21 protein-coding genes and 1 tRNA gene are annotated in these 25,092 nt (G+C 38.5%); 17 read left to right on the top strand and 5 right to left on the bottom strand.

Annotated features, from left to right (window positions below; translation table 11 throughout):
• Positions 1 to 59 precede the first annotated feature (59 nt).
• Both DYE54_RS06490 and DYE54_RS06485 read left to right on the top strand, forming a co-directional pair.
• Positions 60 to 794 carry a hypothetical protein gene (locus tag DYE54_RS06490; protein WP_115310474.1) on the top strand — a complete coding sequence of 245 codons (735 nt, stop codon included), beginning with the start codon at positions 60 to 62 and terminating at the stop codon, positions 792 to 794.
• A 197-nt stretch (positions 795 to 991) separates the two neighbouring features.
• Positions 992 to 1,969 carry an aldo/keto reductase gene (locus tag DYE54_RS06485; protein ID WP_115310473.1) on the top strand — a complete coding sequence of 326 codons (978 nt, stop codon included), beginning with the start codon at positions 992 to 994 and terminating at the stop codon, positions 1,967 to 1,969.
• A gap of 134 nt (positions 1,970 to 2,103) precedes the next feature.
• On the opposite strand, the gene DYE54_RS06480 is transcribed toward DYE54_RS06485, so the two are convergent.
• Both DYE54_RS06480 and DYE54_RS06475 read right to left on the bottom strand, forming a co-directional pair.
• On the bottom strand, positions 2,104 to 2,538 hold the full coding sequence (locus tag DYE54_RS06480) for a Dps family protein (RefSeq protein ID WP_115310472.1): 435 nt from the start codon (positions 2,536 to 2,538) through the stop codon (positions 2,104 to 2,106).
• Between the two features lie 279 nt (positions 2,539 to 2,817).
• Entirely contained in the window at positions 2,818 to 4,155 is a 1,338-nt protein-coding gene (locus tag DYE54_RS06475; RefSeq protein ID WP_115310471.1) for an MFS transporter, read from the bottom strand.
• A 444-nt stretch (positions 4,156 to 4,599) separates the two neighbouring features.
• Between DYE54_RS06475 and DYE54_RS06470 the strand changes: the two genes are divergently transcribed.
• The 12 genes from DYE54_RS06470 (at position 4,600) to DYE54_RS06415 (ending at position 19,707) form a co-directional block, all read left to right on the top strand.
• Entirely contained in the window at positions 4,600 to 5,280 is a 681-nt protein-coding gene (locus tag DYE54_RS06470) for a Crp/Fnr family transcriptional regulator (protein WP_115310470.1), read from the top strand.
• A gap of 228 nt (positions 5,281 to 5,508) precedes the next feature.
• A complete protein-coding gene (locus tag DYE54_RS06465) occupies positions 5,509 to 9,231 on the top strand; it encodes a nitrate reductase subunit alpha (protein WP_115310469.1) in 3,723 nt (1,240 codons plus the stop codon).
• A complete protein-coding gene (narH, locus tag DYE54_RS06460) occupies positions 9,221 to 10,693 on the top strand; it encodes a nitrate reductase subunit beta (protein WP_115310468.1) in 1,473 nt (490 codons plus the stop codon). The genes DYE54_RS06465 and narH overlap by 11 nt, the downstream gene beginning before the upstream one ends.
• On the top strand, positions 10,686 to 11,258 hold the full coding sequence (gene narJ / locus DYE54_RS06455; RefSeq protein ID WP_115310467.1) for a nitrate reductase molybdenum cofactor assembly chaperone: 573 nt from the start codon (positions 10,686 to 10,688) through the stop codon (positions 11,256 to 11,258). The genes narH and narJ overlap by 8 nt, the downstream gene beginning before the upstream one ends.
• Positions 11,255 to 11,917, top strand: coding sequence for a respiratory nitrate reductase subunit gamma (gene narI / locus DYE54_RS06450; RefSeq protein WP_115310466.1), 663 nt, complete (start codon positions 11,255 to 11,257; stop codon positions 11,915 to 11,917). Before narJ ends, narI begins: the two co-directional genes overlap by 4 nt.
• 756 nt (positions 11,918 to 12,673) lie before the next feature.
• On the top strand, positions 12,674 to 13,516 hold the full coding sequence (locus DYE54_RS06445; protein ID WP_115310465.1) for a fumarate hydratase: 843 nt from the start codon (positions 12,674 to 12,676) through the stop codon (positions 13,514 to 13,516).
• A gap of 21 nt (positions 13,517 to 13,537) precedes the next feature.
• Complete coding sequence (locus DYE54_RS06440) at positions 13,538 to 14,098, top strand: Fe-S-containing hydro-lyase (RefSeq protein ID WP_115310464.1); 561 nt, start codon at positions 13,538 to 13,540, stop codon at positions 14,096 to 14,098.
• Between the two features lie 381 nt (positions 14,099 to 14,479).
• Entirely contained in the window at positions 14,480 to 16,576 is a 2,097-nt protein-coding gene (locus tag DYE54_RS06435) for a heavy metal translocating P-type ATPase (protein WP_115310463.1), read from the top strand.
• Positions 16,577 to 16,801: 225 nt separating this feature from the next.
• Positions 16,802 to 17,758: a magnesium transporter CorA family protein gene (locus tag DYE54_RS06430; RefSeq protein ID WP_115310462.1), complete on the top strand. Its 957-nt coding sequence runs from the start codon at positions 16,802 to 16,804 to the stop codon at positions 17,756 to 17,758.
• Positions 17,759 to 18,026: 268 nt separating this feature from the next.
• Positions 18,027 to 18,581: a LemA family protein gene (locus DYE54_RS06425; protein ID WP_115310461.1), complete on the top strand. Its 555-nt coding sequence runs from the start codon at positions 18,027 to 18,029 to the stop codon at positions 18,579 to 18,581.
• A gap of 62 nt (positions 18,582 to 18,643) precedes the next feature.
• On the top strand, positions 18,644 to 19,465 hold the full coding sequence (locus DYE54_RS10115; RefSeq protein WP_147285263.1) for a TPM domain-containing protein: 822 nt from the start codon (positions 18,644 to 18,646) through the stop codon (positions 19,463 to 19,465).
• A 166-nt stretch (positions 19,466 to 19,631) separates the two neighbouring features.
• Positions 19,632 to 19,707 (top strand) — tRNA-Thr (locus tag DYE54_RS06415).
• Positions 19,708 to 19,791: 84 nt separating this feature from the next.
• Here the strand turns inward: DYE54_RS06415 and DYE54_RS06410 are convergent.
• Complete coding sequence (locus DYE54_RS06410) at positions 19,792 to 20,418, bottom strand: TetR/AcrR family transcriptional regulator (RefSeq protein WP_115310460.1); 627 nt, start codon at positions 20,416 to 20,418, stop codon at positions 19,792 to 19,794.
• Positions 20,419 to 20,622: 204 nt separating this feature from the next.
• Here DYE54_RS06410 and DYE54_RS06405 point away from each other — a divergent pair, with 204 nt between their 5' ends.
• Entirely contained in the window at positions 20,623 to 21,483 is an 861-nt protein-coding gene (locus DYE54_RS06405; protein ID WP_115310459.1) for an MBL fold metallo-hydrolase, read from the top strand.
• Positions 21,484 to 21,605: 122 nt separating this feature from the next.
• On the opposite strand, the gene DYE54_RS06400 is transcribed toward DYE54_RS06405, so the two are convergent.
• Positions 21,606 to 21,977, bottom strand: coding sequence for a pyridoxamine 5'-phosphate oxidase family protein (locus tag DYE54_RS06400; RefSeq protein ID WP_115310458.1), 372 nt, complete (start codon positions 21,975 to 21,977; stop codon positions 21,606 to 21,608).
• A 322-nt stretch (positions 21,978 to 22,299) separates the two neighbouring features.
• Here DYE54_RS06400 and DYE54_RS06395 point away from each other — a divergent pair, with 322 nt between their 5' ends.
• Entirely contained in the window at positions 22,300 to 23,778 is a 1,479-nt protein-coding gene (locus tag DYE54_RS06395; protein WP_115310457.1) for an FAD-dependent oxidoreductase, read from the top strand.
• A 54-nt stretch (positions 23,779 to 23,832) separates the two neighbouring features.
• Entirely contained in the window at positions 23,833 to 23,970 is a 138-nt protein-coding gene (locus tag DYE54_RS06390; RefSeq protein WP_115310456.1) for a rubredoxin, read from the top strand.
• Positions 23,971 to 24,166: 196 nt separating this feature from the next.
• Here the strand turns inward: DYE54_RS06390 and DYE54_RS06385 are convergent, their stop codons facing one another.
• Entirely contained in the window at positions 24,167 to 25,048 is an 882-nt protein-coding gene (locus tag DYE54_RS06385) for a LysR family transcriptional regulator (RefSeq protein ID WP_115310455.1), read from the bottom strand.
• Between the last annotated feature and the right edge of the window lie 44 nt (positions 25,049 to 25,092).

The raw sequence follows: 25,092 nt of genomic DNA, 5'->3' as shown, positions 1-25,092 counted from the left end.
AAATTTTTATGAAATTAAATATTCGAAATGTGCGTATTATAGGAGGGAGTTACTTCATAGTGTTTAGATGGAATTCGAAAGGGATTCAAGATCTGAAAGAGATTGTATTACTGCTTTTGATGGGAAATGCAGGTTGCTTGCTTTTCTTGTGGCTATATTTTTATGGATTTAACATACTTGAAACATGGTTAAGTATGCATTGGGGATTTTTTGAAACTAAATTTTTATTTTGGGTAGGGAAATTTTTAATATCATTTCTTGCTAGAGGTATTACATTTACTTTATTATTATATAGTTTTGCATTTTTAATCTTTCAGTTTTTATGGCTTTTGTGGTCGGCTATGGTAACTAAAGCAACTTCGTGGCAGATATTATTATTAAAGTTAATGGGAGTCATTATTGCTTCTGTTGGGATTTTAGTGATACCTTATGGCATTTCTTATATGTTATATTTGGATAAAACTACATTAGAAGTTGATAGTGTAGGCGATATACTCAACTTTATGATTCAAATGATTATAAAGGCTTTAGCGACATGGGCATTTGCTATTATTGGATTTATTATGGCTTTTGTAGGTTCAATTAAACTTTTCTTTGATGCGCACATATTTACTATACATCGTTATACAGGTTTTATTTTGGTAGGAATATTTTTGTTATTTATTGATATTCAAGTGATAAAATTGTTTACTAATTATTATGAAATAGGTTTTTGGAATGCTATATGGGATGATATTTTATCTATTTTTGATTTATACGGTGCTTCGGTAGATAGTATTCATCTTAATAAATAATTAAGGGAAAGGCCACAATATTATTTTTAAGGGTAAGATTTTTTTATTTAGTATTTTTTGGTTTTTAGGCTAATAGTAAAAACTATTTCTAGCTAATAGATAAATCCTTTTAGTATAATAAAAGTAATAAAATCATAGGTTTTAGACAGGTTAAGCTAATATAAATTTAACTAACGTTCATAATGAAAGGAGTCTGTATGCGTTACACCACAATTCCTACTACAGATATTAAAATTTCACCAATTACCGTAGGTTGCATGAGTTTTGGCAAAGATGTGCTTGGTCAAAAGTGGAGTTTAAATCCAGAAGAGACTCATGATATGGTTAAGTTATCCCTTGAACTAGGTCTTAATTTTTTTGATACAGCCAATCAATACGGCGATGGGACGAGTGAAGAATATTTGGGGCGGGCACTTAAAAAATTGGTAGCTCGTGATCAAGTGGCTATTGCTAGTAAGGTCTATTTTAATGATGGCAAATTGTCAAAAGAGGCCATTGCTCGTGAAATAGATGGTTCTTTGAAACGTTTAGGCACGGACTATCTTGATTTATATATTATTCATCGTTTTGATTATGAAACGCCGATTGAGGAAACTATGGAGGCATTACATAATTTAGTAAAAGCAGGAAAAGTAAGGGCTTTAGGGGCCTCTTCTATGTTTGCGTTTCAATTCCATACAATGCAACAGGTAGCGGAACGTCATGGTTGGACACCATTTGTGGCTATGGAGAATCACTATAATTTATTGTATCGGGAAGAAGAGCGTGAAATGATTCCGCTTTGTAAGCAACAAGGTGTTATGCTAATGCCCTATAGTCCATTAGCAGGGGGTCGTTTAGCTCGTATAAATTGGCAGGAACAGACAAAGCGCAGTGAGATTGATACAATTGCAAAACGAAAATATGATAGTACCAAAACACAGGATTTACCAATTGTGCAACGAGTGGCAGAATTAGCGAGTGCGCATGAAGTGACAATGTCACAAATTGCCTTGGCTTGGCAATGGGCTAAAGGGATTACGGCGCCGATTGTAGGGGCTACCAAAGCAAGGCATATAGAGGATGCTGTAAAAGCACTGACTGTAAAATTAACTACTGAAGAAGTAACGTATTTAGATGAATTATATGTACCACATAAAATGATGGGGCCAATTCCAGTGCCTAATGATAAATAGGGTTGGATTGAAATCTCACTAGAGATGTAATACAAAATAATACAAATCAAAAAAGGTGTAACCGATGGGAGAATTCGGTTACACCTTTTATATGTTAAGGTTTCGTTATATGGTTAGGCATAAAGGATTTTGATTTATGCTAAGCTAGCACGTAAAAACCAAAGTTGTTTTTCATAATAAGCTAAGTGATCTTCCATAAGAGAAACTAAAGCAAAGTTATCTTCTTCATCAGCAGCACTACGGATAGCTAAGGCTAAGTCAGACATAAGTTTGAAATCTCCTTGAAGGATTTCGTATACTTCTTTGACACTGAAATTACGACCATCTAATTCCTCGATAGAGGCAATTTTTAAGTATTCAGATACACGAACTACTGGTTCTTCGCCTTTCATTTTTAGAAGTTCGGCTACGGCATCGTAGTATTCGAAAGCATTATCGTATACACTTTCAAGGTATTCGTGAGTTGGTACGAATTGAGAACCTACTACATTGAAATGAAGGTTATGTAGTTTTACATTCCAGATGGCTAAATTTGCTAAATATTTGTTAACTTCTTGTACATTTTTCATAATTGTTTCCTCCTAAATATGTGACTGATAAGGCATCAGTCGCTTTCAATCATACTATTTGTTAGCTCTTAATAGAGAGTTAAGTATTCAAATTTAATTAATATAACAAGGAATTATTTTTAATTTATAATAATTATCCGTTGCTATGTGCATATCATAACATAGACGATTATCGATGTCAATACAATTAATAATAATTTTCCGTTAACTATTAGTGTTAGCTATTAAGTATTAATTTTGAGTTGATGATTTGGTGTAAAAATGTAAGATACACAGGGATTAGCATTTCATGCCAGCTGCTTTGCGAGCATAGAACCAATAGGTTAAGAAAATAGTAATTACCATAAAGACTAGAATGATGTAGAAAGCTGGCATAACGGACTGATAGGTGCTATAAGCCCAGCCAAATACTTTTGGTATAAAGAAGGCGCCATAGGCACCGATAGCAGCGGTAAAACCGGTTACTAAGGAAGATTGCATCCCATTAGTAAAGATATAGGGAATCATGCGGAAAGAAGCCCCTGTTTCAAGGCCTGTCATGAAGAATAAGAACAAGAAGGCACAGAAGAAAATAATAAAGTTATGGGCTGTTATTCCGTACATAATGAAAATAGCGCCGATGAGCATGCCGACTAATGACCATAAGGTAATGGTCGTACCGCTATTGATTTTATCAGAGAGCCAGCCACCAACAGGTCGAATCCCTGCGCCGATGAAAGGCCCTAAGAAAGCACCGTAAGCAAAGGCAATTTCAGGGAATTCTTTTTGTACTAATAAACTAAGAGCTACGGAAAAACCAATAAAAGCACCAAAGCCACAAGTATAAATCCAAGTCATAATCCAAGTATGTTTATTAGTAAAGATACTCATCATAGAGGACGGACTTTGTTTGGGCAATGGTAAATTATCCATGTATTTCGCAATAAGACCTAAGGTGATTAATATTTGAATAATACCTACATAACAAGTGTTTTGTAAGAATAAAATAGTCCCATCTTGCATCGTTTGAGGGGATCCTACTAAAGGCGCAAAGATTGTCATACCCATTACGATTGGCGCCATGAGAAAGATAATAGATACCCCTAAATTACCTATCCCTGCATTGATGCCGAGTGCGGTACCCCGTTGCGAACGAGGGAAGAAGTGGCCGATATTGGCCATAGAAGAAGAAAAGTTAGCGCCTGCAATGCCTAATAAGGCTACATAGATGAAAAAGGTTTCATAAGAGGTAGTAGGATCTTGCAATGCCTGAGCTAAGCCCCATAATGGAATGAGTAAGAGGGCTGTAGCGAAAAATGTCCAGTTTCGGCCACCTAGGATACCTGGCATATAGGTATAAATTAAGCGTCCTGTAGCGCCTACTAAGCCGGGCATGGCTGCTAGGGTAAAAAGCTGTTCATCGGTAAAATGAAAACCTATGGCGTTAAGTTTAACAGCAATTGTTGACCATAAAGTCCATACACAGAAAGAAATGGTTAAGGCAATGGTCGATACAATTAGATTTTGTTTTGCAATTTTTTTCCCATATTGATTCCAAAATTGTTCATTGTCTGGCTGCCACTGAGCTAGGATTTCGCGGCGACTCAGTGAAGCGGTACGGTCGGACGTTGTTGACATACATAGGCTCCTTTTCGGTGTTAATAACATAGTATTAATCGATTAGAAATATATTGGTAAAAATAGTAAGTTAAAATAAATAAGCCCCTGTGGCAAGCCTAGACTGGGGAAATAGGGTTAATATTCATTATGTTTATTAGGTTTAGGATTCGACAATCTAGGTTGCCAATAGATGAGGCGCAAATAGGATTGTAGGGTTGTTAGCGTCTATCTATATAGGGTACGACAGGATGAAATGTCCTTGTCTAATTGGAGTATAAGAAAAATAAAAGGCCTTGTATGTGATATTTATCACGAAACTAAAAGATTGTTAGAAAATGGCGAGAGAATAGGTTGTTATAGAAAAGCTTCGATATGCAGTAACGAATGTGCTATAATAAATATATTAATGCTTATAGGGAAAGGGCGTTGGTCGGGATATAGAATAAGGCTGAGGTGCTACGTATGAAGTATACGTTTGAAATGGTGAAAGAATTACGAGCCTTTCACGGATTACAAGAAACAGAATTTAATGATGTAATAAAGAGTATAGGGGCATATAGCAAACATTTTAAAAAAGGGGGCTATATTACCTTAGCCGAAGAAGAAATTCGCTGTGTTAGCGTGATTATTAAAGGTACCGTTCATATGATGAGCGAAGACATATGGGGAAATCGTTCCATTTTAGTTTTTATGAATCGTGGCGACTTATTTGGCGAATCTTTTGCTTGTAGCTCTAATCAAGTATCATTAGTTAACTTTTATGCAGCATCAGATGTAACGGCTCTTTATATTCCTTTTGATAAATTATTAGCCTTTGCGTCTAAAGATGTAGGACCTTATCGTCAGTTAGTGCAAAATATTATGACTTTGGTAGCTGATAAAAATGTACGTATTTTACAAAAACTGGAAATTGTATCGAAGCGTAATTTGCGTGATAAATTGATGGCGTATTTTTCGTATATGGCCAAAGCTTGGGGGCGTATGGAATTTGATGTGCCTCTAGGTCGAGTGGCTTTAAGCGAATACTTGTGTGTCGATCGCAGTGCCCTTACGCGGGAGTTATCGCGTATGCAAGCAGATGGCTTAATCGAATTTGAGAAGAATCATTTTAAAATATTGGTACCAGCAGATTCATTAACATAGGGCCTGAGCTATGAGTATATACATATTGTGAGTAAGAAACTAAAAAATATATTTAAGGTATTTTAGAGTCGGTGTCTTGGCACCGGCTTTTTTACGTATGTAAGTGGTTTATTAGAGAATTTAACGGAACGTGTCTAAATGGATTAAATTTATTTATCTTGTGTGATTAAAATCACATAACCTAAAGGCCTCCTTTGGTATGCTGAAAGTAATAAGGAGGGACACAGCATGAACACGTTCTTTAAGAAATTTTCCTATTTAGCACCTAAAAATAAAAGTGAATCAGGTCATCAAGCCATTTATGAAGGAGGCCGTGACTGGGAATCCATGTATCGCAATCGTTGGTCTTACGACAAAGTAGTGCGTTCAACACATGGCGTTAACTGTACAGGTTCTTGCAGTTGGAATGTTTTTGTCAAAAATGGCATTGTCACTTGGGAAAATCAGAATCATGATTATCCTGAAACAAGTCCAGATATGCCAGATTTTGAGCCTCGTGGTTGTCCGCGCGGGGCATCGTTTTCATGGTATATGTACAGCCCTTTGCGGGTGAAATACCCGTATGTACGTGGTGAATTGGCGGATATGTGGCGTGCCGCTAAAAAAGAATATCCTAATGCGTTAGAAGCTTGGAAATCGATTGTGACAGACCCAGAAAAAGCGAAACGTTATAAATCGGCTCGTGGTATGGGCGGTTTTGTCCGTTCTACATGGGAAGAAGCCTCAGAAATTACAGCGGCCTCTATGTTATATACCGTGCAGACCTATGGCCCAGATCGTAATTTTGGGTTTTCACCAATTCCAGCTATGTCTATGATTAGCTATGCAGCAGGCGCTCGTTTCATGAACCTTATGGGTGGTGCCTGCCTTAGTTTCTATGATTGGTATGCCGATTTGCCACCAGCTAGTCCTCAAGTGTGGGGTGATCAGACGGATGTGCCGGAAAGTAGTGACTGGTATAATGCAGGCTATATTATGACTTGGGGGTCCAATGTTCCTCAGACTCGTACGCCAGATGCTCATTTTCTAACAGAAGTACGTTATAAAGGCACTAAGGTTATCTCCGTATCCCCTGATTATGCGGAATCGACTACCGCTGCGGACACTTGGTTGAATGTGAAAGCGGGTTCTGATGGCGCTCTTGCTATGGCTATGGGACATGTTATTTTAAAAGAATATTATGTAGATAATACGACGCCTATGTTTGTGGACTATGCCAAACGATATACGGATTTTCCATTCCTCGTGCAATTAGAAGAACAAGATGGCAAGTTAGTGGCGGGCCATTTCTTAACAGCTAAAACGATGGGCGACAAGTCCGCACATAGTGAATTTAAGTACTATGTATTAGATGAAACGACTGATTCATTGGTGATTCCTAATGGTCAAATGGGGCATCGTTGGAGCGATAAGTCAAAGTGGAACTTGAAGCTTGAAAATAGTGAAAATGGAGCACCGATTAATCCCGTACTCTCCTTTATTGATAGTAAAGATGAGATTAAGGCAGTTACATTGCCGTTTTTTGGCCATTTAGATGACAAGCAAACATTAGACCGTCATGTGCCAGTGAAACGGTTGCATACCCGTGAGGGCGTGGTGTATGTAACGACAGTTTATGATTTACTACTTGCTAATTATGGCGTAGACCGAGGTTTAGGTGGTGCTGTTAATACGGACTACACCAGTGATACGCCATTTACCCCAACTTGGCAAGAAAAATATACCGGCATTGCACCAGACATGGTGATTCATACAGCTCGTGAATTTGCAGATAATGCGATTGCTACGGGTGGTCGTTCCCTGATTATTATGGGTGGTGGTATCAATCACTGGTTCCATGCGGATGTAATTTATCGCGCTGTATTGAACCTTGTACTATTCTGTGCTTGTGAAGGTAAAAATGGTGGCGGTTGGGCGCACTATGTAGGCCAGGAGAAACTTCGTCCTGCTGAAGGTTGGGGCGCTATTATGAGTGCTAAAGATTGGCAGCCAGTTCCTCGTTTACAAAATGGTACGTCTTTTTTCTATTTCGCTACGGATCAGTGGCGTACTGATGAAATGGATACAGATGATTTAGTATCGCCATTGGCATCGCCACGATATCGTCATGTAGGTGATTATAATGTATTAGCGGCTCGTCTTGGTTGGTTGCCTTCCTATCCAACCTTTAATAAAAGTGGAGCAGCTATTTTTGAGGAGGCTAAACAAGCAGGTCTTACAGAGTTTGGCGATGTAAAAACGTTTGTAGCCGAGCAATTAAAGAAGAAAGAATTAAGCTTTGCTGTGGAAGATCCAGATGCACCAGAAAACTTCCCGCGCAATCTTATAGTATGGCGGGCAAATTTAATTACTTCGTCTTCTAAAGGGCACGAATATTTTATGAAACATTTGTTAGGTACGAAAAATGGCCTTTTAGAAAATAACGAGCCTGTAGCAAAACCAACAGAAATTAAGTGGCGTGAACAGGCAGGTGAAGGCAAGTTGGACTTGCTGGTTGATTTAGACTTCCGCATGGCTGGGTCTGCTTTATATTCTGACATTGTATTACCGACCGCAACTTGGTATGAAAAGACAGATTTGTCATCAACCGATATGCATCCGTTTGTGCATCCTTTCCAGCCTGCTGTTGATCCAGGTTGGGAAGCTAAGACCGATTGGGATATATTCTTAACTTTAGGCAAAGCCGTTTCAAAACTAGCAAAAGAAGTGAATATGCCTGTATACCGTGATATGGTGGCGATGCCTTTGCAACATGATTCTGAAGCAGAATTAGCGCAACCAGGTGGAGTGGTGAAGGATTGGAGCCGTGGTGAATGTGAACCAATTCCAGGTAAAACAATGCCTCAACTGGTAGAAGTGACGCGTGATTATACGCGTATTTTTGAAAAACAACGTGCGTTAGGTCCTAATTTAGCGAATGGAGCCGTAGGCGCTCATGGGATTGCTGTCAATATTGGTGAGCAGTATGAAGAATTAAAGGCTCGTAACGGTGTGATTCGTGATGCTAGTCTAGGTGGTGTTAAGGCCGGTAATATGACGGAGGTTGCTACTGGTGATGTAGGGATTGGTTGTCCTTCGATTGAAGATGCGTACCAAGCTTGCCAAGCGGTACTTACCATGTCTTCTGCTACGAATGGGGCCGTTGCACATAAGAGCTGGGCTAAGGCGGAAGAATTAACAGGCCTTACGGATTTAACCAAAATGACAGGTGGCCGTAGTGGTGAACACATTACCTTTGAAGATATTGTGGCTCAACCACGCTTGGTTATTAGCACGCCGATTTTTACTGGTAATGGTAAAGATAATCGCCGTTATACGCCGTTTACGAATAATGTGGAATTACTCATGCCATTCCGTACCATTACAGGGCGTCAATCCTATTTCTTAGATCATGATATGATGGCGGAATGGGGCGAACAAATGGCTACATATAAACCAATCTTAGCTTATGCGCCTATGCGAGAAGCTCTGCCAAATGATGGCACTCGAGAAATTACACTCAAATATTTAACGCCTCATAATAAGTGGAGCATTCATAGTATGTACTTTGATACGCCACAGATGCTTACCTTATTCCGTGGTGGTCAATCCGTATGGCTTAACGAGGACGATGCCAATGAAATTGGCGTCACCGATAATGATTGGATTGAATTATACAATAGCAATGGTGTAGTGGCTTCGCGGGCGGTAGTGACGCCACGTATTCCACGAGGGCTAGTGTATATGCACCATGCGCAAGATCGTCATATTAATGTACCTGGCACTAGTTTGACTGGTGGCCGGGGCGGTACACATAATACGCCAACGCGTATTCATATGAAACCAACCCATATGATTGGTGGTTATGGACAATTAAGTTATGGGTTTAACTATTACGGACCTACCGGTAATCAACGCGACATGCTTGTGGTAGTGCGTAAGATGAAGGAGGTTGATTGGCTTGAAGATTAAAGCACAAATTTCCATGGTCATGAATTTAGATAAATGTATCGGCTGTCATACCTGTTCGATTACTTGTAAAAATACGTGGACTAACCGTGAAGGGGCCGAATACATGTATTTTAATAATGTGGAAACGAAGCCTGGTATAGGTTATCCGAAACATTGGGAAGACCAGAATCGCTGGAAAGGCGGTTGGGTGTTAAAGAATGGCAAGCTGGAATTAGCTACTGGTTCCAAAGGCAATCGCTTAATGAAACTCTTTTTTCACCCTGAACAACCTGAATTGAAAGATTATTTTGAGCCTTGGACGTATGATTATGAAACATTGATTCATTCTAAGCGTAAAAACAATCAACCAGTAGCACGCCCCCGTTCGTTGATTACAAAAGAGAAAATGGAGATTGAATGGGGTCCTAACTGGGAAGATGATTTGGCTGGAGGTAGTACTGCTCGAGCTGATGTAAACTTGCAAAACATAGGGCAAAATATTGCGCTTGACTTCCACGATATTTTTATGAAATACTTGCCACGTCTTTGTAATCATTGTTTAAATCCTGCTTGTGTAGCGGCTTGTCCTTCAGGGGCCATTTATAAACGTGACGAAGATGGAGTAGTTCTTATTTCACAGGATGTATGTCGCGGTTGGCGCCATTGTGTACCGGCTTGCCCTTATAAAAAGATTTATTATAATTGGCAGACCAATAAAGCTGAAAAATGTGTGTTCTGTTATCCGCGTCTAGAAAATGGGTTACCTCAAATTTGTGCTGATACTTGTGTAGGGCGCATGCGTTATGTAGGGGTACTACTATATGATTTGGATAAAGTGGCTGATATAGCAGCGACTGAAAATTCACAGGATATTTATGGCAATATGCTAGATGTTATTTTAGATCCACATGACCCAGACATTGTAAAAATGGCTCGTGAACAGGGAATACCAGAGAATTGGTTAAAAGCGGCTAAAGAGTCACCGGTATATCGCTTGATTAAAGAATGGCAGATTGCGTTGCCTCTCCATGCAGAATATCGCACAGTACCTATGGTGTGGTACGTGCCACCAATGAGTCCTATTCTACATAAACAAGCGTCATCCGTACATTTTCCTGAAGCGGAAGCCATGCGTATTCCTGTAGCGTATTTAGCACAATTGTTGTCAGCTGGCAATGAAGTGGTAATACGTCGTGTGTTAGATACATTATTAGATTTGCGTCGCTATATGCAACAGCGTACACGTGGGGAAGCGACTACAGAGTTTGATGAAAAATATGGCCCTCATGCATTATATGATATGTACCGCTTATTAGGGGTAGCTAAGTATAAGGATCGCTTTAGAATTCCTGCTGGTATGAATGCCTCACAAGAAGAAAAACGATTGCATCAAGGCGTAGGTGGTTTTAGTGATTGCGCCTTTGGTGGCTGCTCTGGAAGTGCCGGTGCTAGTGGTTGTTCAGGAGGTGGTTGCCATGAATAATACGGTGGCGCCAACACAAGCATCTGCGGCAACACAACGGTTGTATACAGAACAAGACGTGTTACAAGTATGTGCGTATTTACTAAGTTATCCTAGTGAAACTTGGTGGTCGGCATTAAACGAATTAGAGGCTGAATTATCGGCTTGGTCAGAGGGGCCGATAAAGGAGAGTTTAGGTTCGGTTGTAGAATACATCACGAGTCAAACACAGCGCGAATACGAGGATGAATATGTGCGTGTGTTTGATTTTAGTGGCAATACTAATATGTATTTGACGTCATATGATGCGACTAATGCAGAAGAACAAGCGGCAGAACTATTAGTGTATAAAGAGTTTTATCAAAAGCATGGCTTTGATGTAGCTAGAGAGTTGCCTGATTATGTGCCCGCTTTATTAGAACTTTGTAGCACTTTGAGTGTACCTGAGGCATTGCCTATTTTGGCTCATAGTAAAGAAAGCTTAGTGGTTTTGCGACAACGTCTGATTGATAGTCGACAGGTACAAGCTTTTATTTTAGATGTGATTTTACAAGTTATTGAACGTTGGGAGGGGACTACACGATGAGTGAATTTGTATGGGTCGCCTTGCCGTATATAGCGTTTACCTTTTTAATCATTGGGTCGGCGGTGCGTTATACGGTATCAGAGCGCAATTGGACGACAAAATCAAGTCAGTTTTTAGAGAAAAAACAATTGCGGATTGCTGGTCCTTTGTTCCACTTTGCTTTATTGCTAGTATTTTTGGGGCATGTAGGTGGCATCTTGGTACCGCAAGAAGTGACTGAAATGGTAGGGGTAGACGAGCATCTTTATCATGCAGGGGCTCTTTATATTGGGGGCCTTGCTGGTATTTTGTTAGTGGTTGGCTTTTTGTTGCTTATGAAACGCCGTTTTGGTACGTCGTATATGAAAGTCAATACATCGTCCATGGATGTGTGGCTCTTTGCTTTTTTAGGAATTACCATTTTGACAGGTTTTTTAGGAACGATGATGAATGCCGATGGTGCTTTTAATTATCGTGCGTATATTGGGCCGTGGTTCCGAAGTCTTTTGATTATGCAGCCTCAGCCCGAACTAATGCTCAACATTCCGCCTATTTTTAAAGCACATATGTTATCTTGGATGATTGTATGTATTATTTTCCCATTTAGTCGTTTGGTACATTGCTTGAGTTTCCCATTCCGTTATTTGAATCGTAGTGCCATTGTATATCGGAAGCGATAGTTGTTGAATAGGTTAGCTAAGGGCTATTAAATAAAGTTCTAATTATTGATGTGGTTATAACATCATTTGCTAAGTGGATTACAATTGAAATATTTGATTAATTTGTAAGAATATAGGGTTTCATAACTTTTGGTTGTGAAACCCTATTTTTTCATCATAGATTAATGATAAAAAAGGGGAATAGGCTATACCAATTGAGTATAGGTGTCCGTAAAACGTCAAAAAAATAGGTCGAAAAGTCCATTTTTAAATTTGAATACCGTCAAAAAGCGTGAAATAAAATAATTAATTGGTAATTATTATCAATAATAAAAATAGGGATTTCGATATAGTTGGCAACTGTAAGGTGCTTAATGCCAGTTAATGGGTCATTGTATTTGTGTAATGAATCTCTCTCTTTGTATAGTATGTGCAGAGAAAACGTATGTATATAGTATGGAGAATTTTAGTAATATCGAGTTATAAGAGTGGAGAAGATGTAAAGGTTAGGAGTTATTACTTGTTTGTATTGTAGATAACTTCATAGGCATGTATATTTACTGCATATTGATACATATAAGAATTATAATGAACACCTATATAGTAGTTTTTAAATACATAAACTATCGTAAGTATCTTTAATTTTATAGTTTTGAGAATTAATATCACTAGACATAAATACTTGATTAAACTGCATAGGACTTGTTTGAAAGGGTTTGTCATGTGTGCTATGATTAAGTCATCAGAAAACTCGTTTTAAGTTGAGGAGGGATTACTTTGCGTACTATCGATGTAGCAAAAGTGACGGAAACAGTAGCCCAAATGTGTAAAAATGCGGCTTACTATTTACCACAAGATGTATATGAAGGCTTAAAAGCAGGTCGTGAAACAGAAAAATCTCCAGTAGGTTGTGTTGTATTAGACCAAATTATTAAAAATGCTGAAATTGCTCGTGAAGAAGATCGTCCAATCTGCCAAGATACTGGTTATACCATCGTATTCTTAGAAGTTGGTCAAGATGTACACTTCGAAGGCGGCAACTTAGAAGAAGCTGTTCAAGAAGGTGTTGCTAAAGGTTATGTAGAAGGGTACTTACGTAAATCCGTAGTAGCAGAACCTTTATTCAATCGTAAAAACACTGGTAACAATACACCTTGCATTATCTACACTCGTATTGTTCCTGGCGATAAAGTTAAAATTGACATGGAACTTAAAGGTTTCGGTTCTGAAAACAAATCTGGCGTTAAAATGCTTGTACCAGCTGATGGTGTTGAAGGCGTTAAAAATGCTGTTATGGAAATTGTTAAAAAAGCAGGTCCTAACCCTTGCCCTCCAATGGTTCTTGGCGTTGGTATCGGCGGTACTATGGACTATGCAGCATTGCTTTCCAAAAAAGCATTACTTCGTTCTACTAAAAAACGTAACGACATGCCAGAATATGCTAAATTAGAAGAAGAATTGTTAGAAATGATTAACAAAACTGGTATTGGACCTCAGCTTGGTGGTACCACTACAGCGTTAGCAGTTAATATCGAATGGGCTGCTACTCATATTGCTGGTCTTCCTGTAGCCGTGACAATTTGCTGCCATGCAAGCCGTCATGCTGAAGAAATCATTTAATGTTTGAGGAGGAAGATTACAATGGCTGAAACTAAACACATTACCACACCATTAACTGAAGAAGTATCCAGAACACTTCGTGCTGGCGACAGCGTGTTGATTACTGGTAAAATTTATAGCGCTCGTGATGCTGCTCATAAAGTTATGACAGAAGCATTAGCTCGTGGCGAAGAATTGCCAATCGATTGGCATGATAAAATCGTTTATTATCTTGGACCATCCCCAGCAAAACCTGGTGATCCAATTGGTGCAGCTGGTCCTACAACATCTGGTCGTATGGATGCTTACACACCAACAATGCTTGATCAAGGGATTAAAGGCATGATTGGTAAAGGTTCTCGTTCTAAAGAAGTTGTTGAATCCATGAAGAAAAACGGCGTAACTTACTTTGCTGCTGTTGGTGGTGCTGCTTCTTTAATCGCAAAATCCATTAAAAAATATGAAGTTATTGCTTATGGTGACTTAGGTCCAGAAGCTTTGGCTGAATTAACTGTTGAAGACTTCCCAGCTATCGTAGTTATCGACAGCGAAGGTAATGACTTCTACAAACTTGGTCAAGAACCATATCGTCAAGAAGACTAATTATAAACTATATAAGGCGCACGATTACGAGTATGGGCAATGTAGTCACTGCTTATATAGACACATAATATAGAAACACTAAGGCATTCCAACAAATGCTAGTTATACTAGACAAACACATGACACGGCTTTTAATAAAGCCGTGTTTTTGTTATATGGGCTCTAAATATATTAAATATGATAAAATTTTATAAGCAATTCCTCTTATATTGACAAGTGTCAAGGGAATATATATAATAAGAGTATAAAACATATGAATAATTGTTCATATGTTAAGAAAAGTAAGGCACATAAGATGTTTAATACATAGAGGTTAAGTTACCTACTGACACAAAATTTATATCATTATTTTAGTATCGACAGACACACGAGGAGTCAATAATGGAACGGATTTTATTACTTAAAAATTTAACATGTGCGAACTGTGCTGCTAAAATTGAAGACCGAATTAAGAAATTAGAAACGGTTAGTGCAGCCTCTTTTTCGATTGGTACGGGACAATTGCGGATTACCTCGACGGTACCAGACACGACAGCTTTAGTTTCAGAAATTCAAGGCATTTGTGATGCTGTTGAAGACGGCGTGGAAGTACAGGTTTATCAGCGTAAAGCAAAAGGTGAACAGGCCCATGATCATGCGCATGACCATGGAGGCAGTATAATTCCAATTATTATTGGTGCCATCGTTATGCTGATTGATATTTTAGTTGATGGAATTCCAAAGTCCATTGAATGGGGTATATTAGTAGCCACTTATTTGCTATTAGGTTGGAGCATTTTATGGACCGCCATAAAGAATATTGTTTCTGGACAGATTTTTGATGAAAACTTCTTGATGAGTGTGGCCACCCTTGGGGCATTGTTTATTGGTGAAACGTCTGAAGCCGTAGGGGTTATGCTTTTTTATCGCATCGGTACGTATTTTGAAGAAAAAGCAACGAAACGTAGTCGCTCAGCGATTATGGAGGCTATTGATATGCGGCCAGAACAAGTCCGGGTGGTGGATGCTCAAGGCCAGACAGGTCTAGTTAACCCCGAAGATGTGCGGATTGGTCAGACGATTGAAGTATTAGCTGGAGAACGGATCCCTTTAGATGGTACGGTTATGGAAGGGACAACGCGCATCGATACAGCACCGGTTACCGGTGAGCCAGTGCCAGCACAAGCGGGTCCTGGTACTGAAATTTTATCGGGTTGTATTAATCAGAGTGGTCGAATTCTAATGCGTGTTGATAAAGAATTAAAAGATTCTATGGTAACGCGGATTTTAGATGCTGTAGAAAATGCAGCCGCTACTAAACCTAAATTGGATCGTTTTATTACGCGTTTTGCTCGTGTATATACGCCTATAGTCGTTGTATTAGCTGTGTTAGTAGCAGTTATTCCTTCTCTAATAACAGGGAATTGGTCTTACTGGATCTATACAGCGTTGACCTTCCTCGTTATTAGTTGTCCTTGTGCGCTAGTATTGAGTGTGCCCTTGGCATTTTTCTCGGGTATTGGCCGTGGTTCTCGTGTAGGAATCTTATTTAAAGGTGGTCTATCTATGGAAGCCTTAACTAAGGTGAAGGCAATTGCAATGGATAAAACAGGGACTATTACGACGGGTGAATTTGCGGTCCAGTCAATTGATAGTGCTGATGGCTTTGATGAGTTGTCTGTCTTATCTCATGCAACTGCTTTAGAAGTGCGTTCCACACATCCAGTCGCCGTTAGTATCGCTAATGAAGCAAGAAAACGGAATATGTTTATTGCTAGTGTAGAGGAGTTGGCTGAACTCTCTGGTCGTGGTATGACCGGGATTGTGAAGGGGGATACGGTAGCTGTTGGTAATCGTCGTCTCATGGAAGAACTTCAGATTACTGGATATCCTACAGAGTCTACTGCTTATGGCAGTGAAGTATTGGTTGCTATTAATGGCCAATATGCGGGCTCTATCTTGATTTCAGATAAATTAAAGACGGATACTAAAGAGGCTATTTTAGCGCTAACTAAGCGAGGACTTGCTACTATTATGCTCACTGGCGATACAAAAGCAGGTGCTGATTATATGGCAAAAGAGGCTGGTATTAGTGCTGTCCGCGCTGAGTTATTACCAGTTGATAAATTGAGCGTTATGCAAGAACTTCGACAAGAATATGGCTCGACAATGTTTGTTGGCGACGGGATAAATGATGCCCCTGTATTGGCAGGCGCTGATGTAGGCGGTGCTATGGGCAGTGGCGCCGATGCAGCTATTGAAGCAGCCGATGTAGTGTATATGCGCCCAAGTATAAGTTCTGTAGTGGAATCATTTAATATTGCTAACAATACAATTTCGATTGCTTGGCAGAATGTAGTGGTAGCCTTAGGTGTTAAGATTTTGGTTATGATCTTAGGATTGTTTGGTTTTGCCAATATGTGGGTGGCTGTATTTGCTGATACAGGAGTGTCCATTCTTTGTATTTTAAATTCAATTCGTATTTTGTATAAACAATAAATAGTGGTAGGCACGTAGTAAGGATTAGCCATTAAGTCCGATTGTGATTTCTATTAAATTTTTGCTTCGCTCCTATGGTTAAAACGCTCTTGGGAAAAGACAATGTGTATAATATGTCCTAAGAGCGTTTTTTATGCTTGTTTCACTGATTCTATACTTGACGAATCCTACTTTGGTTGGATATGATGAAGTATAAAGAATAAGCAAATGAATGGGAGGTGGCGTATGCTCACGGTATACAAACATGAAGACGGCGAGCTAATATCAGATACAACAGTAGCTGATGCAACAAAGGGCTCGTGGATTAACTTGGTGAATCCTGACCCCGATGAGCTGGCGCTTGTCAATATTATGACGGAAATCCCTACGGACGTTTTGAAAACTGCTTTGGATATGGAAGAACGTTCGCACGTGGAAATTGAAGAAAACTATATCTTTGTCGTTATCAACATTCCTGCCTTGCGTGGTAGCGATAGTTATGATACGGTACCACTCGGTATTTTTTTGACACCAGACTTTTTTATTACCGTTTGTTTAGAAGAGTCAGAGGTTATGTATCCTTTCTTGAATAATCAAGTGGCTACATTTTATACTTATAAGAAAACAAGATTCTTATTTCAAATTATGTATCGTACGGCGACTTTGTTCTTACGATATTTACAACAAATCAATCGTCGTACGGATGATATTGAGATCCAATTACGTCATACCACTAAAAATAAAGACTTTTTCCAATTGCTAGAGTTACAGAAATCCATGACGTATTTTACGTCCGCTTTAAAAACGAATGGTACTGTAATGGAGCGCATTTTACGGATTCGGAGCCATGAAGATGTACGTCATCTACTTAAAATGTATGAAGAAGACGAAGATTTGTTAGAAGACGTTATTATTGAAAATAAACAGGCTATTGAAATGGTTGAAATGTATTCCAATATTCTGATGAATATGATGAATGCGTTTACATCGATTATCTCTAATAACCTAAATATGGTCATGAAATTGTTGGCCGCTGTTACGATTATTTTGGCTGTACCAACCGTTATTTTTAGCTTGTGGGGCGTTAATGTGCCCGTTCCATTTGAAGAGCTCGGTGGCGAAGGCTTTATGTTTGTAGTAAGCATTGCCTTGTTAGCAACGTTTATTGCAGGGATTCTCTTATGGAAAAATGATTTCTTGTAAGAAGTTAGATTAGTTTGTGTATTGCGAATCTTTGAATCAATATTTAACTTAATACGGTGAGTCCTACAGATTATCTACGTCTTTATTGTTTACAAAGGCGTAGATTTTTTTAGGTTTAAAAAGGGGCCTATATATTAAAAAGAGCATCATACAGAGTATTACAAAGAGTGGATTATATAGTATAATAAAATATATACGATATAATTCGATATATTGTTTGTTATGAATATTCGAAGAACGATGAAGATTAAATTTTGGGAGGACAAGAATGAAAAAGACATGGCTTATTGTGATTGCAGTTATTGCGGTCATGGCAGTGTGGTTGGTAAGTGGCTATAATGGTTTGGTACAAATGGATGAAACAACGAATAATCAGTTGGCTCAAGTTCAGACCCAATTGCAACGTCGTAATGATTTAATTCCAAACTTAGTAAATACGGTAAAAGGTTATGCATCTCATGAACAAGAGGCTATTAAAGCGGTATCCGATGCACGTGCTAAATTAGGTGGTGCCCGCTCTGTGGAAGAAATGTCCCAGGCTGATGGCGAATTATCGAATGCGTTAAGTCGTTTGCTTATGATTACAGAAAACTATCCAAATTTAAAAGCAGATCAAAACTTTAGAGCCTTGCAAGATGAATTAGCAGGTACTGAAAACCGAATTGCTGTAGCTCGTAAGGATTATAATGACGTAGTTCGTGGTTATAATGCGAAAGTACGTACATTCCCAACATCGATTTATGCAGGTATGTTTGGGTTCCAACAAAAAGCTTATTTCCAAGCTGATGAAAGTGCACAGGCTGCGCCTACCGTATCTTTCTAAAACTTATCCTTCAGGGCTATTAGACTAGCTCTAAATACTATGAATAAGGTTAGGAGGTCAGCATGTCTTGTAACGTAAATAGGGTGAGCGAGGGTCTAGGTTATGATAAGATTCGCCAAAGCACTCGAATACTTTGGTTAGTATTGATGTTACTTAGTTTGCTAATCAATGTAGTATATGCTGAGATTCCAGCGAAACCACCAACGGGGCAATATGTAGTTGATCAGGCAAAGGTGCTGTCACAGCAAGAGATTCAAACTTTAAATGCCATAGGCACTCAATTTGATAAATCGGGGAAAGGGCAATTAGCAGTCGTTGTTGTACCTACTTTTGGGGAGCAAGCGCCAGCTGATTATGCATTAACTGTTTTACGCGGATGGGGTGTTGGCCATGGCAATAAAAATGATGGTTTTGTGATGGCTGTAGCTACGGAGGATAAACGTGTTTATTTATCCGTTGGCTATGGTTTAGAAGGCGATTTGAATGATGCTAAAGTAGGCCAGCTGTTGGATACGTATGCTCTACCCTATTTTAGAGACGGGAAATATGGTAGTGGCATAGTTGCTACGGTTTGGCAAACGGTTCAAATTGTGTATCCCGATATAAGTAAGGAAATGAAAGGTGTCGTGAAAGAGGGGAATCGGCGTCCAGCTAATTCTGATGAACTTTCCGATGAAGAAGTGATGTACATTGGTGGCGGTGTAATTCTCTTTCTTATTCTTGACTTTTTCTTCTTCGGTGGCGCCATTACACGCTTTTTGTTGGCTCATATTTCGATTGGTGGAGGTCGCGGAGGCGGTGGTTTTGGCGGCGGATCTGGCGGTCGAGGTGGAGGCTTTGGTGGTGGCTCCGGTGGTGGTGGAGGTGCTGGTCGAGGTTGGTAATTAGATTGTTTAGTGTTTAGTATTTAATTGTGGTAACGTGAAAAAGACCGAGTACACAGAGTGTAACTCGGCCTTTTTTAATGGAATAATTTATTGAGGTGATTTAGTAAAATTGTATTTTTCTTGACGTTTGGAGTGAAATCCGCTAAAATAACAAAGTAGACATGCCGGTATAGCTCAGTTGGTAGAGCGGCTCATTCGTAATGAGTAGGTCACAGGTTCAAATCCTGCTATCGGCTCCATAGTGAAACATAGATACAGCACAGGTGAAAGCCTTGTGCTGTATTTTTTATTTATGTGTTTATGCGTTTTAGACGTAAGCATTTCTAAAATGTAAAGTTTTTTAAACTAGTTAGGCCCTTTGTCATAAACTGAAATAGTGCTTTTTGTGCTTTTAGCCAGTCATCACTTCGTTGCCAATTATATTGTTGATTGATTGCGTATAAGCCGTGGACACAAAATAGGAATATAGAGGTAGCAATAGCTGTTGGTATATTAAGTTGTGTAGCTATGTTTTGTACTTGGACAGATTGCTCTTTATAGTACAAATTATGAATAATATATTCACTTAAGGTTGTATCTTTAAAAAGAGGAATATATTTGGTATCAGCTGAAACTCTTTGACACAATGGTAATTTATGAAAAATAGAATCATAGGCTTGACGTAACTCTTCTATAGTGCTGGCCGCTTGTAACGTTTGATTAATAATTAATAGATTGTTTTGGTGATTGTCAGTAGGGCCTGCTGCTGAAATGGCATCATCTAGCAAATCTGAAAGCGTTTCTGTTAAATTGGCGTAGTGCAAATAAAATGTGGCTCGTGTTATGCCAGCTAATTGACTCACTTTAGAAATGGTTAATGTATCAAATGAGTCTTGTGTTAAAGCATAAAGCAGGCCTTCTTTAATCTGGTGGCGTGTATATTCTTTGCGGCTCATGGGTTTTTGGTTCATTAGGGCTCCTTTATTTGTAAAGCGTATAAAACTATACAAAAGTATACAATGTGTCAATTTAATAGACAGTCTGTTCATATTTGTTGAGTTTAGTATAGCAATTATTGCTATACTAAGTCCATAGAAAAGAGTATCTCACTATGAGATAGATTTTAATACATTGTAATTTGAAACTATATGTGAAACGTCAAAGGAGTTATAGTTATGAAATTAAAAAAAATAGGCGCCTCTTTATTAGCCGCTGCGGTTTTAACAACTTGGGGATTTACTGCATCCGCAGATAGTTCATATGAACATATTCGGAATGCAACGGGGAAATTAACATACAATGATACAACGATTTTAATTGACCCATTTTTTGCAGCTAAAAATAGTCACCCTGGCTTTGAAGGCAGTTTTAATGAAACTCAGAGAATGCCGTTAGTAGATTTACCAATGTCTATTGATGAAATTTTAAAAGATGTAGATGCTGTTGTTGTAACACATACACATTTAGATCATTGGGATGACGTGGCGGCACAAAGTATAGATAAAAATATACCTATTTATGTTCAGCATACAGATGATCAAAGATTAATTCAGAAGCAAGGTTTTAAAGATGTGCGCGTACTTAGTGAAAGTGCTACTTTTGGTGGTGTAACTATGACTCATCGCAATGGTTCCCATGGTACTGAAGAAATGTATGAAAATAAAGCACTGGGGGCTAATCTTGGTGAAGCGATGGGTGTCGTATTTTCTATGCCAAATGAAAAAACAGTATACTTAGTGGGGGATACTGTTTGGACAGCAGAAGTAACAAAATCTATTAATAAATATAATCCAGATGTGATGATCATGAACACTGGTTATGCCAAAGTGTTAGGATATGAAGATAGTATCATTATGGGCACTGAAGATGTAGGTAAAGCGGCTAACTTAGCACCAAATGCTAAAATTTTGACTGTACATATGGATACAGTTAATCATACAGCTACTAGTCGTAAGGATATGAAAAAATATGTAGATGGTATGAAATTAAACGACCAAGTTGTCATTCCCGAAGATGGTGAAACAGTCAATCTATAAGTTATTAATATAATATAATAAAACAAAACGCTGTAATCAAAGCTGAGATAGTATAGTCAATAGTTCGATTACAGCGTTTTGTAGTATAAAAATTTTAAAAGTATAGAAGGACTTAGGCGAGATTATAAAAGTTGTTTAGCAGATTCGATATTTATGGCTAATACGCGTTTCAAGAAAGGAAAGTCAGCATACATTTCATCATAAATAGGACCATCAGCTATAAAATTAGCGGTACCTTCAAGGCGGAATCCTGTTCCTTGATAGCCGTTGAAGCCTTCAACTTCGCGTGCTCCTAAAGTAACAATAACTCGATTATTGTTTTGAATGTCAGCTTCAGTGGATGTCATGCCAGCTGCAGGAATGAGTAATACGTCTTCCTTGACTTTTAAGTAGGAGTTCCAGGTGTTGGTTACATGGGCTTCATTATCGCTCCAAGTTGTAATGGATACTACACCTTCATATTTTAAAACTTCAAAAAATTTCTCAGGTAACATAATTATATCTCCTTGTTAGCAGAATATTTTTTATAGGACAATGTACATATTTAGTATATCATACTTTATATGAGAAATAATATCAAAATATAGTTAGAAATAATATTAAAATATAATTGGCAATATGAATGTGTACCGTCAGATTTGGAAGTAGTTTATAATGAGGTATGCAGGGTTAGCATTTGATTCTATTACATCATATTGATATTTTTCGTTATAAGGCGTACAATAAAGATGAATATAGTACCTTTGTATTCGACGTTTGTATTTTTAAGATTCTTATTTTAAGAATTACATTCTGTTTTGAAAAGAGGTAATGTGTATGAATGGGCAATTATCATTTTTTGCTAAGCCTGATCCGATTACAGATATCAAGGCTGTTAAAGAGTATGATATTGTCGTAATTGGAGCCGGGTCTCCAGGTATTCCTTGTGCGTTTAAGGCGGCTGAATTAGGGGCTAAGGTAGCGATTGTACAAAAGTTGAAATCAGCTATGGCTGGTGGTAATTTTGGTGCAGGGCTTATTTTAGAAGAAAGTAATCCTTATGATGTACAACGTTTAGTGACACTATTAGAAGCGGCTGCTGATCATCGTGCTAAGCGTGGTTTAATCGACATGTGGGCACAGCATTCAGGGGAAGCGGTACGTTGTACGATTGAATTGGCTAAAGAAGCAGGGGCACAAGTAAAAGACGTAGGTACGTCAGTCCATGAACCTTTATTGAAACGCCATGGTTTGCAGTTGACCTTTACAACTTGTGTATTTGGGCCTAAACCCTATAATACAGGCCAAGGTATGAAAGCTATTTGTACGTTAGCCAAGCAAAAAGGTGTAGACATTTATTATGGCACACCGGCTGAACAGTTAGTGCAAGATGAAACGGGGCGTGTTACAGGAGTCATTGCAAAATCAACAGACGGATATATGCAATTGAATGCGAAAAAAGCCGTTGTAGTGGCTACTGGTGATTATGCGAATAATGATGAAATGATGCATTATTATTTGCCTGATATGGATAATTTAGGACGTAAGCGTTTTGGCTATGATGGTGATGGTCACAAGATGATTGCTTGGGCTGGCGGTCGTATGGAAAATGTGGGTCATACGAAGATGGCTCATGATATGGACTCTGGACCGGCTTCTATGATGGATTCTCCATATTTGCGGGTGAAACTTAATGGTAAGCGGTTCTGTGATGAATCTGTCGGTATGGAATTGATGAATTGTTATTTAACTAGCAAGGGAGATCAGGGCCATTATTGTCAAATTTTTGACAGCAACTATATAGAACAGGCTAAAAGTATGGGCTATGGCTATGAAGATTTTGAGTCGATTAAGAAATGGATGCCTGAAGAAGATGTGGAACATACAGGCGTTGTGCCCGGCTTAATTGCTACTTTTAAAGCAGATACCCTAGAAGAATTAGCAGAAAAACTTAAAATTAAAGATGTTAAAACCTTTGTGGCTACCGTACAACGATACAATGAAATGGCGGCCAAAGGACAAGATTTAGAATTTGGTGTTGCTAAGGAATTATTGTGTCCAGTCATTAAAGCACCGTTCTACGGTACGCATCGTCGTATTCGTTTTACCGTTTCCTGTTCGGGGATGGTCGTCAATGAACGCTCTCAAGTATTAGATACTGAAGATAAGCCGATTGAAGGGCTCTATGCAGCTGGTAATGTAGCTGGTAACTTCTATGGGAGTACTGACTATCCACTGGATGTGTTTGGCTTAAATCTAGGCCATAATTATACTCAAGGCTATGTGATTGCCAAGGAAATTATGGGTGATTTATAAGGATTGTACAAGTTGCTATATATTTATTTTTTTATTCCTAAGGAGGAATGACTTATGAACGAAAAATATGTATGTACTGTATGTGGCTATGTGTATGATGAAGCGGCTGAAGGGGTAAAATTTGCTGATTTACCAGCTGATTGGGAATGCCCGACTTGTGGTGTACCTAAAGATAAGTTTGAAAGAATGTAATAGATATTTCTAATATATGATAATGTATTTATCATGTAATCAAAAAAAGACGATTGTCTATAGGACTATATCCTTAGGCAATCGTCTTTTTTATGGTTAATTATATGTTGTAAACCTCGTATTTATGTTATGAATTTTTATCCTATAATCCAATTTATGCTTAGATTATTGAAAATAAGGCATATAGTGGGACTCGTTAGTGTTGTGTAAAGGAAATATGTTTAATAAAATTAATTAAATCTTTCATAGCATAGGACAGATATTTATTTTTACGCCAAACTAAACCGATGGTAACTGTTAAGGGTGGATCCATAGAAATTAATTTCACATCATTTCTATTTAACTTAGCAATATCTAGTAGAAAGGATAATCCCACTCCTTTAGATACAGAATCAATGTTAGTTTCTATTTGGTTGGAGGATAGTACAATTTTGGGCAAAAAGCCGCAGGCTTCACAGTGAGAGAGTACATTTTTGCGGTGAACAGAATCTATTTTCATTAAGATGAGGGATTCTTCTTTTAGTAGGGCAAAAGGAACTTGCGAAAGGGAATGAAAGGGGTGTTCGCTGGGGATACACAATTTATGTTCACTTTTAAAGAGGGGCACAGTTTCTAGCTTAGGGGATATGTTATCGATAATGACAATGCCTAAATCAGCTTCTTCGGCTAGCACTCGTTCAGATACACCGGCTGAGCCTTCTACTAGGACATTGAGCTCCCATTGCGGATATTCTTGTCTAAAATGTTCGAGTAAAGGTGTAAATAGGTAGGCACTAATCATAGGCGGGATTCCAATGGTAACAGTACCAGAGAGCTTATGTTGTTCATCTTTGATTTCGTCTACGGCATTTTGTAGTTGTGCTAGTGTTTGCTTTATAGAGTTGTAAAACAGATGACCTTTTTCTGTTAAGGTCATTTTTTTATATTCCCGTTTAAATAATGCAACGCCTAATTCGTCTTCTAATTTTTTTATAGCCACGGTGATATTAGGTTGTGATACATAATGTTGTTGGGCTGCTTTAGTCATATTACCCAATTCAGCTACTGAAATAAAAAATTCTAATTGTTTTAGCTCCATATAAGACCTCTTCGTATTGGATATATTTAGGATGTAAAAATTGA

The sequence above is a fragment of the Veillonella criceti genome (genome assembly GCF_900460315.1).
In the GTDB taxonomy this organism is placed as follows: domain Bacteria; phylum Bacillota; class Negativicutes; order Veillonellales; family Veillonellaceae; genus Veillonella_A; species Veillonella_A criceti.
This window is presented reverse-complemented; position numbering and strand designations above follow the sequence as displayed.